The sequence below is a fragment of the Streptomyces sp. NPDC017979 genome (assembly GCF_044328175.1).
Classification (GTDB): Bacteria; Actinomycetota; Actinomycetes; order Streptomycetales; family Streptomycetaceae; genus Streptomyces.
On the sequence record NZ_JBIRGU010000002.1, the window covers coordinates 741,356 to 753,920 of the forward strand.

Sequence of the window (12,565 nt, forward strand, 5' to 3'; positions counted from 1 at the left end):
CTCATTGCCCACGCCCGGCGGGCGTAGGGGCATACCAAGTGCCCGGCCCGCAGGCGGCCGATGGGGGAAGCACATCAGGGGCGCTGGGGGTCCCTCCATGCCCTCTGGGCATAGGGGGCGGAACTGCGCGACAAACCAACCACCGGGCCGCGGAGGCCAACGCTCCCGCAGGGAAACGGCGGCTTTGTCCAACGGCACAGAGAACCCGCACGCGCCGTCCGCGCCCCCTCGCAGAGCGGGCCCGTAGGGTCGAGCCATGACCCCGCTCCCAGCCCACACCGCCTTCGAAGCCCTCCGCGCCGACGCCGTGCCCGACCAGGACGCGCTGCGTCAGGTCTACGAGCTCCCCGGCGTGGCGGCCGTGCGCAAGCAGATGACCGAACTCACCGAGCAGACCCGGCGGCTGATCGCCTGTTCGTCGCTGGTCCTGGTCGCCAGCGCGGACGCCGAAGGCAACTGCGACGTCTCCCCGCGCGGCGGCCCCGCCGGCTTCGTCGCCGTCCTGGACGCACGGACGGTGGCGATACCGGACGCGACCGGCAACAAGCGCCTGGACACCCTGGAGAACGTCGTCGCCACCGGCCGGGCCGGTCTGCTGTTCGTCGTCCCCGGCCGCACCACCACGCTCAGGGTGAACGGCCGGGCCCTCGTCTCCACCCGCCCCGATCTGCTGTCGCAGCTCACCCCCGTGGGCAAGCCGCCGGCCAGCGCGCTGGTGGTGGAGATCGAGGAGGTCTACCCGCACTGCCCCAAGTCGCTGCTGCGCAGCGGGGCCTGGAAGCCGGAGCAGTGGTTGCCGGCGGACGCCCAGCCGACCTCTGCCGAGGTGACGCTGGCCCAGCTACGGATGCCGGAGCTGACGATCGCCGAGGTCGAGCAGCGGGAGGCGGACTCGTTGAAGTACCGGTACGAGTGAGGCCGGGCGCGCTGTGCCGGCAGCGGACCCGGCGGGCTCAGCGGACCGAGCGGACCCGGCGGGCCCAGCGGACCCGGCGGGCCCAGCGGACCGAGCGGACCCGGCGGGCTCAGCGGGCCAGGTGGGCGTACGCCTCGGGATGCTCCCGCAAGTACTCGGCGAAGCTCTGCGCCGGCCGGCCGGCGAGGCGCGCCACCGCGTCCGAGACGGTGGCCAGCTCGCCCGCCGCGATCGCCCGGTACGAGGTGACCCACCCCGCCACCTCCCACTCGGGCGCCCCGAGGGAGGCGCGGGACTCGTACGCCTCCGCCTCGCTCTCCGCCACGTAGGTGACGGCCCGCCCGGCGAACCGCGACAGCTCCTCCGCGGCCTCGGTGAGCGTGATCGCCGCGGGCCCGGTGACGTCGTACGTCGCGCTGTCGTGCCCCTCGCCCAGCAGCACCCCCACGGCCGCGTCGGCGACGTCGTCGTGCGCCACCGCGGAGACCCGCCCCTGCCCGGCCGGCCCGCGGAGCACCCCGTCGTCCCCGGCCATCGCGGCGAGCGCGCCGAGGTAGAAGCTGTCGCGCAGGAAGGTGTAGCGCAGCGAGGAGGCGCGGATGTACTCCTCCGTGTGCCAGTGGTCCCGGGCGAAGGTGAACGTCGCGTCGGGCGAGGCGCCGAGGAACGACACGTACACCACCCGCTCGACGCCGGCGGCGACCGCGGAGTCGACGGCGATCTGGTGCTCCCGCACCCGCCCCGGGTCCTCGTGCCCGGACACCAGGAACAGCGTCCCGACCCCGGTGCAGGCCCGCCGCATCGCGTCGTCGTCCCCGTACGCCGCGACCTGCGCGGGCTCCCCGCCGTCGAGCTGCGGCAGCCGGCCCGGGTCCCGCCCCACCAGCCGGGTCCTCACCCCGCGTGCGGCGAGCCGCCGCGCGACGCGCCCACCGAGCCGGCCGGTGGCGCCGGTGACGGCGATGACGGATTCCATGCGCTGACTCTCCTCTTGGCGGTCTGAGCCTTCAGGGGTCTGACGACTCGTACGACGACGGGCACGGACACGGCCCAGTGTCGACCACGGCGGCGGTCACCGCTCCTTGGGGAGCTGCTGGGTGGCGCAGTGGACGCCGCCGCCGCCCTCGCCGAGGGTGTCGACCGACACCTGCACGACCTGCCGCCCCGGGTACAGGTCGCGCACGACGGCGACGGCGTCCCGGTCGGCCCGTGCGTCGCCGAAGCGCGGCAGGACGACTCCGCCGTTCACCACGTAGTAGTTCACGTAACTGGCGAGGAAGTCCGCGCCGCGCCGGCCGACGTCGACGGGCTCGGGCAGCTCCACGATCTCCAGCCGCTCGCCCCGCGCGTCGACGGCCCGGTCCAGGACCCCGCGGGCCTGGTCGTACGCGGCCGTCCAGACGTCCCGGGGCGCTTCGGGGTCCGGGGTGCTCATGACCACGACCCCGGGTTCGGAGAACCGCGCGAGGGCGTCGATGTGGTAGTCCGTGATGTCCTGGCCCTTGACGCCCTTGACCCAGATCACGGCGGTGGCGCCGAAGAGGTCCTTCAGCGCCCGCTCGATGTCGTTCCGGGACTTGCCGGGGTTGCGGTTGTCGTTGACCCACGAGCTCTCGGTCGCCATGAGCGTGCCCTGCCCGTCGACCTCGATCGACCCGCCCTCGCCGACGATCGGCGCCTTGATCCGGCGGATGTCCTCGTCGGCGAGGACCTCCCGGGCGACCCGTGCGTCGTGCGCGTGGGCCTGCTTGTCGCCCCACCCGTTGAAGTTGAGGTCGACGCCCGCGATCCCGTCCGGCCCGAGGACGAAGCTCGGCCCGGTGTCCCGCATCCACAGGTCGTCCACAGGGATCGGCAGCACCTCCACCCCGGAGCCGCACGCCTTCGCGGCGGCCTTGACGTCCCGCTCGTCGGCGAGCAGCACCACCGGTTCGAAGCGGGCGACGGCGCGGGCGATGCCGGCGATGTCGTCGCGCACGCCGGAGGCGTCGGCGCCCCAGATGCGCCGGGTCGGCCAGGCCATGTAGGTCAGCTCGTGGGGATGGGTCTCGTCGGGCATGCGCCAGCGGCCGGCCGGCGGCGAGGTGGACGCCGTGGCCGGTGTCGGCGGTCGACTGCACGCCGTGAGGGCCGCCCCGACCGCGGTGACCAGCGCTGTCTTCAGTGTCTGACGCCTGGACATCGGCATCCCATTCCTCCTGACTGAAAATTTAGTCAGTCCAAGGTTAAGGCATCATCGTGAACCGAACGCTTCTCTGCTGCCAGTCGAACCAGGAGTTGCCGATGCCGGACAGGGGCACCCAGATCCTGCGAGCCGCCGCCCGGCTGATCGCCCGCAGCGGGGTGCGCGGGCTGCGCGTCGAGGAGGTCGCCGCGGAGGCGGGGGTCTCGACCGCGCTCATCTACTACCACTTCAAGAACCGGTCGGGGCTGCTCCGCCACACCCTGGAGTTCATCAACAAGCGCGCCGTCCGCTACACCGACGCCGCCCTCGACACCACGACGGACCCGCGCACCCGGCTCACCGAGATGCTGCTGCTGGAGTTCCAGGACACCCCCGAGGTGCGGGAGAACAGCGCGGCCTGGGGCGAACTCCGGGCCAGCGCGGTCTTCGCCCCTGACCTCGGCGAACAGCTCGCCGCGGCCACCCGGGACTGGTCGGACGACGTGGCCCACCTGATCCGCCGCGCCAAGGAGTCCGGCCTCGCGGCCCCCGACGTCGAGCCGGAGCCCGCCGCGGAACGCCTGACGGCCCTCACGGAGGCCCTGAGCGAACGCTGGCTGACCGGCATCGCACCCCTGGAGCGCGTCCGGGAACTGCTGCGCGGCGCGATCGACCGCGAGCTGGGAAACTGCACTTAAACGTCCCGTTTAAAATTTTCCGTTGACATCAATGCGTGTGCGGCGTCATCCTCGTTGCATGTCCGACGACCCCTTCACCCCGCCCCACCCCGACGAGGCCCGCGCCCACCGCGTCTACGCCTCCCTCTTCCGCATCGCCGAACGCCACGCCACCACCCCGGACCAACGCCACCGCCAAACCAACCCCATGCTGCTCGCCCCGCACGAGGCGGTCCGCCTCGTGGCCTTCCTCCTCAGCGGCGCGGCCCAACTCGACGAGAACGAACCGGAAGTCGACCAGGCCGACATCACCGCGGCCCTCAGCCTCCTCCCCCTGGTCCGAGGCGAACTGGACGAGTTGGAAACGGGCTTGTTGCAGATGGCCCGCGGCCGCGGCATGACCTGGCAGGACATCGCCTTCGGCCTCGGCCTGGGCACCCCCCAGGCCGCCCGCCAACGCTACGAACGCCTCTCGGCCCGTGCGACGCCGACGGACGAGGAGCCGTCCACTACGTAGCGGCGTCCACGTTCCACTCCGCGGGCAGATCGCCGTCGCAGAAGACGCAGACGAAGTGTTCCTCGCGCACGACGTTGTGCTCCCCGCAGCCAGGACAGCGCCGGAACACCACCTCATGGCTGAATCCGACAGGCCGCCCGAGCCCCGCACGATCCAACGCACGGGCGACCGCGGACCAGGAGCTGACGTCGGGGCAGTACCCGGTCGACTGGTTACTGACGAACCCCACGACCCATCTCCCCGCCTCACGGACGAACCCGATCTCACCCGCGCCCAGGACCGGTTCCCCACCGGCACAGGCCACGTGCTCGCTCCGCCGCGGCGCCAGCCGGAGCACGCAGTCCGTCCCGACCACGAAGGTGAACGGCTCCACGAGTTCCGCAGCCGACTGCTCGGCGACCCAGCCTGCGAAGTCGACGGCCGACCCGATCCGGCGCCCGCCACCGCCGGGCCGGACCCCGACCTTGAGGCCGATCGGCCCCACGTACCGATAGCTCCGCGCCGAAGGGGGACGTCGCTCGCTCACGGCAACAGAGCCGCCAGTGCGTGCGCCCACGAACACGGTTCGCTCCTTTGGGTTTTGGACTTGGGCGCCAGGTCTCCCGGGTCCTGTCAAGGCCCGTATTCCTCGATCAGGCGGCTGACGACCTCATGGAGCACGCGGGCGCGTTGCACGTCCTCGTGTTGTTCCCGCAGGGCCCGTTCCGTCTTCTTCAGGCTCCGCCAAGCGTGGGGCTCTCGGTCCATCACGTCCTCAATGAGAGGTTCGGAGATCAACGCGAGGCATTCCGCGAGCCGGTGCCTCGTGTCGGGGGACGGCGGGGCCGGGTCGGGGTCGGCGAAGCCGTCCGTGACGTATCGAGGCGATCGCGGAAGTGGGCTCCTTGACGTGTAGGCATCGACGGCATTCCACTTCTTAAGGCTCCATGGCGAACGCAATCCTGCCTGATAGGATATCTGGTGAATTCCCTAAAGTTTCGCCGCCGTCCGAACGGCCTCGCAGAACGCCTTTGGGGGGAGATAGAAATGCGCTTCCACATAATGGACGATCATGACTGGTGAGGCGTAAGTAACTCCGGGGCCAGTAACTCGAATCTCTCCACTCCCCAGGAAAACATCATTGTGTGAAGTGTTCTCTCGGGCGGTATTGAAATCGGGGCAGAGGCGGCAGAAGTGCATCCCTCGGTGTACATTGACAGAGTTCTTCGCCAATTCCGCCAAATTGTTTACCAGGTCTTCTGGGGTAGGGCCTGTCGGATAGTCATGCTCTCGTTCAAGCCAGCCGACGTTGAGTATGGAGCTCTGGCTCTCCGAGTACTCATAGGGGCTGAGATCTGCAAAGTAGGTCACGTTCGCCACTGCCTTACGTGTTCACGGCAGATGAGCACATGAACGGCGCCCATTCCAGGGGCGACGTTTTTGGTCCATGCGTCGCCTTTTCTTCTTTTGGTTTATGAGGCTCGGGCCCCGAAACATCGATTGGAGGTCGCGTAATGAGCCCGATCTCATTTCCGGGCAGGATTACTCCAGCCACCCTGTGGCCCGCTGCATGAGGCGGCGCACCTCTCGTTTGAGTTCATCGTCCGAGAGGTCGCCGGGTTCCTTGAGGCTGGGGTCGATCGCATAGTTCTCCAGTAGGGCGAAGACTTCGTCGAGGACCAGACTGAGAGACCGTTGAAGCCGCTCACCGTTGCTGAGTGAAACACGGCGGGCGTCCAACCAGCCACGCGCGAAGTCCGCTGCCGAGCACTCACCGCCCACGAGTCCACGCATCAATTCCACCTGGCGCGCGGTGCCCGTGCCGGGAGGGATGTCCTGGACGTGCGACCAGGCAGTGTGCCGAGGCGGCAGGGCTTGCGTCACTGCCGACAATTCGGGCCACCGCTCCTTTACTCGATGTGCATAGCGAGCGAAGCGTGCCCGCCCGCCGTCCACACCTTCCGGCACCGCACTGCGCAGGAAGAGTGGTGTGCCGGCCACCAGTGCGTACCCCTGGCTGAGGAAGAGGACGGCACCATTGAGATCTGAGGTAGCGAGCAGGCCGGGAGGCGCGAAGTCGGCCAGTTGGGCCATGACCTCGTCCACGGGGACTGTGGAGCGGACCCGGTCGGATGACTCGGCAGAGGTGGGAAGAAGCAGTACCGAACGCGAGCCGACGGCTCGACACCCTGCGGCCAAGCGCTGTAGGAGCGCCCGATCCGCAACGGTGCCGGTGGGTACCGGGACGACGGACTTGGGGCCGTCAGACAGCCATCGGTCGCTGAATCCCCCGTTGTGGGACAGGATGCTGCTCTCCGCCGGAACGTCCTCGGGTTCCGAAGATCCTTCGTACCTCACCTCAAGTGTCCCCTGTCGACGATGCCGCTGAACTGTTGGTCCCCCAGTCTCCAGGCGGACCAGAACTTGCCGTCCGCGTGGAGCATCACCATCTTCTGCGTGTTGGGGTCGATGAACCCAATCGCCGGCCCTTGGCCTCGGTAGTCGAACCTGTAGATCTTTGTGTCCTCGGCCAACATGTGGGCTCGCATGCTGTCCTCGAACCTCTGCATGTTCGCTTTGTTTCGATTGCCGGGCTGATCCAGGAAGTCTTCCGCATGGGCGTCGAACTTCTTGCTCATGACTTTCTGGCTGGAGAAATCGGCCTTCTCTTCCCAGCCGCGCTTTGGACAAGGAGCCAGGCCCAGCGGATCGGACCACGTATGCGGATTGTGCACATACGTCGCCGGATTCGGCGCCGGCGCCAACCCCAACGGATCCGGCGTCAAGTACCGCGCCGTCTCCGGGTCGTAGTGCCGGAAGTAGTTGTAGTGCAGACCCGTCTCCGGGTCGAAGTACTGCCCGGGAAACCGCAACGGGGTGTAGCCCGTGCTCGTGCGGGCCCAGGTCGTCGTGCCCCAGAGGGTGGTGCGGGTGCGCCAGGCGACGGAGCCGGATTCGTCGACCAACTCCGTCGGGGTGCCGACGAGGTCGGTGGCGATGGCGAAGAAGCGTTCGTCGATGTCCTGTTGGGAGGCGGTCGAGGCGTCGAGGATGCGTTCGGACTGGGACAGCGGGCGCAGGCCCTGGTGGTCCCAGGTCAGGGCGACCGGGTGGGGGAGGTCGGGGGAGTGGGTGACCTGTTCGCAGAGGGTGGAGGCGTCCCAGGTGAAGCGGGTTTCTTCCAGGACCGTGGCGCCGTCCGGCGAGAGGCGCTGTTTGGCGATGCGGCGGCCCAGCGGGTCGTAGCGGTAGCGCCAGTGGGCGCCGTCCGGGGTGACCACGCCCACCAGGCGGTCTTCCGCGTCCCACGCGTAGCGCCAGGTGTCCGGCTTGCGGGAGAGGCGGGGCTTTTGGCGCAGCGTGATCCGGCCGAGGGCGTCGTGTTCGTAGCGGACCGCGCCCGCGCGGGTGATCGTGGTGCCCGAGTAGGCGCGGGGGCCGGTCGCCTCGTGGCCCGCGTGGCGGTCGGGCCAGGACGCGTCGGTCTGGTTGCCGGTGGAGTCGTAGGCGTACGACTCCGTCCAGTTCCGCGCGGTGACGGAGGTGACCCGGCCCGCGCCGTCCAGGCCGAAGCGCATCGGGCCGCGCAGCCCGTCGTCCAGGGCGGTCAGGTGGCCGTCCGCGCGGTAGGTGTAGGCGCGGTGGTTGATGGCGCCGGCGCGGCCGGTCAGGTGCTGCGTCGACAGGCGGCCCGCCGCGTCCCACGTGGACGTGATCCGCAGGGCGTCGCCGACGGAGCGCTCGACCTCGCGGCCCAACTCGTCGTGGGCGAAGTCGATCCGGTGGCCGCCGCTGGTCAGCCCGGTGCGGCGGCCGGCCGCGTCGTAGTCGTACGTCGTGCGGCGGCCGGTGGGCGTCACCCGGCGCGTACGGCGGCCGAGCGAGTCATACGCGTACGTCGTGACCCGGCCGTCCACCAGCTCCGTCTTCAGCAGCCCGCGCCGGTCGTACTGGTGCACCAGCTCCGCGTCCGGGCCCGCGGCCTGCGCGAGGCGGCCCGCGCGGTCGTACGCGTACGTCGTCACCGCGCCCGCCGCGTCCTTGCGGACCACCCGGCCCAGCCGGTCGTGCTCGTACGCCACCGTCTGGTCCAGCGCGTTCGTCCGCGAAACCACCTGGCCCGCCGCGTCCCGCGCGTACGTGAGGGTGCGGCCGTCGAAGTCCGTCTCGGACGCCAGGCGGCCCGCCCCGTCGTAGGTGTAAGTCCACGTCAGCCCGGCCGGGTTGGTCACCCGGGTCAGCCGCAGCGAGGCGTCGTGCTCGAAGGCGTACCGCGTGCCGTCCGGGTCGGTGCGTGCCGCGAGCAGGTCGAAGTGGGTGTACTCGAAACGGGACACCGCGCCCAGCGCGTCCGTGTGGGAGGTGCAGTTGCCCTCGCCGTCGTACGTCCACGACTCGCTCGCACCGTCCGGCGCCGTGCGCCGCGCCAGGAGCCCGTCGACCGTCCACGCGAAGGACTCGACCCCGCCGAGCGGGTCCACGACGCGCACCGGGCGGCCGAAGGCGTCCCGCTCGTAACGGGTCGTGCCGCCGAGGGGGTCGCGCACCTCCACCGGCAGGCCCGCCGCATCGCACCGCACCGCCGTCACCGCACCCGCCGGGTCCGTGACGGACGTCAGCCGGCCCCGGTCGTCGTAGCCGTACCGCGTGGTGTGGCCGGCGCCGTCCGTCACGGCGGTCCGGTTGCCCCGCTCGTCGTACTCCCCGCGCAGCCGCGTCCCGTCCGGGCGGACGACCTCCACCGGCAGCCCGGCGTCGTCCCGGACGAACCGCACCTCGGTGCCGTCGGGCCGGATGCCGACCTCCAGCCGGCCCTGCCCGTCGTAGATGTACGCCGTCGTCCGACCCAGCGGGTCCGTCGTCGTCAGCCGGTTGCCGCGCACGTCGTACGTGTGGCGGGTGGTGTTCCCCAACGGGTCCGTGGTCGCCAGGATCTTGTTGCCGCGGCCGATGAGATGGCGGGTCACCGCCCCGTCCGCGGTCGTCAGCGTCGTCGTGCGGTGCCCGGTCCGCGGGTCCCGCTCGCCGTACGCCAGGGCCAGCGCGACGTGGCCCGCCTCGCCGCCCTCGGCGACGCAGCGGTCCCGGTCGTCGTACGCGTAGTCGTAGCGGCGGCCGTTGGAGTCGGTCCAGGACGTCACCCGGCGCCGCTCGTCGTAGCCGAAGGCCAGCACTGCGCCCGACGGCTTGGTGACGGCGGTCAGATTGCCGTCCTCGTAGCCGTACGTGCGTATTCGCTGCGACGAGCCCGAAGCGTCCGTCAGGTCCAGCGCGGTGACCCGCCCGTCGGCCGCGGTCAGCGCCAGCCGGTAGCCCCCGGAGTGCGCCAGGCCCAGCGGGGTGCCGTCGTCGGCCCGGTCCACCAGCACCGCGTTGCCGTTGCGGTCGGACACCTGGACCAGCCAGGCGTCGCCGTCCGCGCCGGGCTCCACCGCCTCCGCGGGCGCCGCGAAGTGGCGCACCAGACCGCTGACGGGGTCGGTCAGCACGTAGTCGCCGGACCCGGTGCGCGCCAACTCCGTCAGCTCCGTGCCGACCGTCGGCAGCGTCGGCACCCCGGGCACCGGGTGCGGGTACGTCCGCAGCCGGCCGTCCGCCAGCACGTGGACGACGCCCTCCGCGTCGACCTCCAACCGCTCGTCGACCGTGGACGACCACGACGGACCGAAGAACCGCCCGTAGCGGTAGCCGGACTCCACGCGCCGGGTGAACTCCAACGGCAGCTCGCCCGGCAGCACCACGTCCGTCTGCGGCAGGTACATCCGGCCCGTCGCGAGGTCGATCGGGTCGGTCTCGTCGTCCGTCTTGTCCTCGTCCTTGTCCTGGTTGGGACCGTCGGGGTCCTTCTCCGGGCCGCCCTTCCCGTCCGGGCCGTCCTCGTCGTCGAAGGCGCGGCGCGCGCGGTTCGCGTCCAGCGCCGCGTCCGCGCCCTCCTTCGCGACCCGGACGCCCTTCACGGCCGCGCCGCCGCCTCCGGTCGCCACCGTCAGCAGGACGTCCGGCGCCAGCCGACCGAAGCCCTCCGCCGGGTCCTTCATGAAGTTCGTGACGATCTGCTTGCCGGTGCCGATCGGGTCGTTCGCCGCCAGCACCAGGCCCGCGCCCAGGTTGTTCATCTGGAGCAGGTAGTCCGCGGGGTGCGTCAGGTTGTACGAGTCGAGCGGGTTCACGCTGCGGACGAAGCTGACGATGCCCGCCGTCCCCTTGACGACGCCGCCCAGCACCCGCATCTGGATCTGCGGCAGCTCCTCCAGGCCGTCCTTGAACTGCTCCCCGTACGACGGCTTCGGCGGAGCCGCGTCCCGCGCCGCCCGCACCGCCGAACGCGCGGTCTCCGCCGCCGTGTTCCGCTGCTTGCGGGCCTCGACGAGGATCGACTGCGCCTCCTCCATCTTCGCCTTGCCCGGGTCGGAGAACGCGCCCGGCTTCGGCGGCAGCGAGGAGGGGTCGCGCCGGTCCGCCGGCTTCGCGTTGTACTCGTCGGCGGCTTCGTTGTACGCGTCGACCTTCGCCTTGTGCGCGTCCGCGGCGTCCTGCGACGCCTTCACGCCCTCCTTCCACTTCTCGATCGCCGACTGCGCCCGGCCCTGCGCCCACTCCACCGTCCCGGCGAAGGCGTCCAGCGCGCCCGCCGCCTTCTCGAAGGCGTCCGCGGCCTTGTACCAGCGCGGCGGCTCCTGCTTCACCTTCGCCCGGAAGGCGTCCGCCGCCTCGCCCTTGAGCGCCGAGGAGTCCAGCCCGGCGATGCCGCGCCCGACCCCGTCGAACGCCTCCTGGAAGTCCTTCAGGTTCTTCGCCGTGCTGCGGATCTTCGACGGGGAGCCGTACACCAGCTTCGTCTTGTCCTCGGTCTGCCCGAGGTCCAACTCGTCGACCTCGGCGCCCATGCGGTTCGCCATCGAACGGGACTTGTCCCGCACCCAGTCCGCGCCGGACTCCCAGCCGACGTCGTCCAGGCGGTCGGCCGTCCAGTCGCCGACCTCCTCGACGGCGTTGCCGACGGCCTCCACGCCGTCCTCGACCTTGTCCTCGATGACGTCCGGAACGAAGTCCCCGATGTTCACGGCGCGTCAGCTCCCCCTCGTGCGTCCAGTGGTTCAGTCCCCCGGGGCGTGCCGATGGTCCGCGGCACGTGTCGACCCCGCCTGGAATACACGTACGAGTACGCCGCATGGTTCCCCTGGCGCCCCCCACCTGCGGAGCCGCGCAGACAGCCCCTGAGGCCCGGCGTTACGCCGTGCGGTCGAGCGCGGCCAGCAACTCGCGTTCGCGGTCCGCACCCAGCCCCGCCCGGCGCTCCCGGTCCAACCCCTCCTGCCGCTCCCACCGCAGCAGGTCCGTCAGCAACTCCTCGCGCGAACGGTGCCGCAGGCCGGCCGCCGACGCCGCCGCGCCCGTACGGGCCGAGAAGCCCTCCCAGCCCGGCTCGACCAGCCACATCGGCAACGAGTCGGCGCCCATGAACTCGGCCACGCCCCGCTCCAGCAGCCACGCCGATTCGGCGGACACCACCTCGCCCGTGTGGCCGCCGACGGCGCGGGACAGCGCGACCCACTCGGCGAACGGCACCACCGGGCCGACCGCGTCGTACGTGCCGGTGCGCCCGGCCTCGGCGCAGTCCAGCATCCAGGCGGCCAGGTCCCTCGCGTCGACCGTCTGCGTCGGGAGGCCGGGAGCGTCGGGCACCAGCAGCGGCCCGCGGGGGTCGCGCGCGGCGCGGGCCACCCAGTAGCCGGACCGCCCGCTGCCGTCGCCGGGGCCGCCGATGAGCCCGGCGCGCGCGATCAGCAGCCGGTCGCCCACGGCGTCGCTCGACGCCTGCTCGCACGTGACCTTCGCCCGGCCGTACGCGTCGCCCCGCTCGGCCTCGTCCTCGTCGGCGGGGAGCGGCGGCAGCAGCGGTGTGGACTCGTCGGCGCCGACGACGCCGTGGGAGGCGTACGCGCTGACGCTGGAGACGTACGTCCAGTGCCCGGCCCGGTCGTGCAGCGCGGCGAGCGCCCCGCGCACGAAGCCCGGTTGCCACGACACCTCCACGACGGCGTCCCAGTCGCGGTCCCGCACCTGTTCGTACGCGTCGGCCCCGCGCCGGTCGGCGGCGACCAGCCGGGCGCCGTCGGCGACGGCCCCGCTCGACCCGCGGGCCAGACACGTGACCTCGTGGCCCCGCTCGACCGCCTGCCGCGACGTCTCGCGGCCCAACCATGCCGTTCCACCCAGTACGAGGATCTCCATCCCGTCATGCAACCAGCGGGGTTCGAAGAGATCCAGGGCCGTTCGCCGACAGCTCAGCCGACCGCTCAGCGCACCGC

9 protein-coding genes are annotated in these 12,565 nt (G+C 71.3%); 3 read left to right on the forward strand and 6 right to left on the reverse strand.

Going from position 1 to position 12,565, the window contains the following annotated elements:
* Positions 1-256 precede the first annotated feature (256 nt).
* A complete protein-coding gene (locus tag ACH4E8_RS09285; RefSeq protein WP_398445900.1) occupies positions 257-916 on the forward strand; it encodes an MSMEG_1061 family FMN-dependent PPOX-type flavoprotein in 660 nt (219 codons plus the stop codon).
* Positions 917-1,025: 109 nt separating this feature from the next.
* On the opposite strand, the gene ACH4E8_RS09290 is transcribed toward ACH4E8_RS09285, so the two are convergent.
* Together ACH4E8_RS09290 and ACH4E8_RS09295 are read right to left on the reverse strand one after the other, a co-directional pair.
* Positions 1,026-1,892 (reverse strand): SDR family oxidoreductase, encoded by an 867-nt coding sequence (locus ACH4E8_RS09290; RefSeq protein WP_398445901.1) that lies wholly within the window; start codon positions 1,890-1,892, stop codon positions 1,026-1,028.
* A 96-nt stretch (positions 1,893-1,988) separates the two neighbouring features.
* Complete coding sequence (locus ACH4E8_RS09295) at positions 1,989-3,098, reverse strand: agmatine deiminase family protein (RefSeq protein ID WP_398445903.1); 1,110 nt, start codon at positions 3,096-3,098, stop codon at positions 1,989-1,991.
* Between the two features lie 101 nt (positions 3,099-3,199).
* On the opposite strand from ACH4E8_RS09295, the gene ACH4E8_RS09300 reads away from it, so the two are divergent.
* On the forward strand, positions 3,200-3,778 hold the full coding sequence (locus ACH4E8_RS09300) for a TetR/AcrR family transcriptional regulator (RefSeq protein ID WP_398446123.1): 579 nt from the start codon (positions 3,200-3,202) through the stop codon (positions 3,776-3,778).
* A 58-nt stretch (positions 3,779-3,836) separates the two neighbouring features.
* Complete coding sequence (locus ACH4E8_RS09305) at positions 3,837-4,274, forward strand: DNA-binding protein (protein WP_398445905.1); 438 nt, start codon at positions 3,837-3,839, stop codon at positions 4,272-4,274.
* Here ACH4E8_RS09305 and ACH4E8_RS09310 read toward each other — a convergent pair.
* The 4 genes from ACH4E8_RS09310 to ACH4E8_RS09325 all read right to left on the reverse strand — a co-directional run bounded on the left by ACH4E8_RS09310 (position 4,267) and on the right by ACH4E8_RS09325 (position 12,488).
* Complete coding sequence (locus ACH4E8_RS09310; protein WP_398446124.1) at positions 4,267-4,758, reverse strand: hypothetical protein; 492 nt, start codon at positions 4,756-4,758, stop codon at positions 4,267-4,269. The two genes, ACH4E8_RS09305 and ACH4E8_RS09310, sit on opposite strands and share 8 nt — an antisense overlap.
* Before the next feature lie 1,037 nt (positions 4,759-5,795).
* Positions 5,796-6,359, reverse strand: coding sequence for a colicin immunity domain-containing protein (locus tag ACH4E8_RS09315; protein ID WP_398445907.1), 564 nt, complete (start codon positions 6,357-6,359; stop codon positions 5,796-5,798).
* Positions 6,360-6,607: 248 nt separating this feature from the next.
* Positions 6,608-11,317, reverse strand: coding sequence for a putative T7SS-secreted protein (locus ACH4E8_RS09320; protein WP_398445909.1), 4,710 nt, complete (start codon positions 11,315-11,317; stop codon positions 6,608-6,610).
* Positions 11,318-11,483: 166 nt separating this feature from the next.
* Positions 11,484-12,488 (reverse strand): NAD-dependent epimerase/dehydratase family protein, encoded by a 1,005-nt coding sequence (locus tag ACH4E8_RS09325; RefSeq protein WP_398445910.1) that lies wholly within the window; start codon positions 12,486-12,488, stop codon positions 11,484-11,486.
* Between the last annotated feature and the right edge of the window lie 77 nt (positions 12,489-12,565).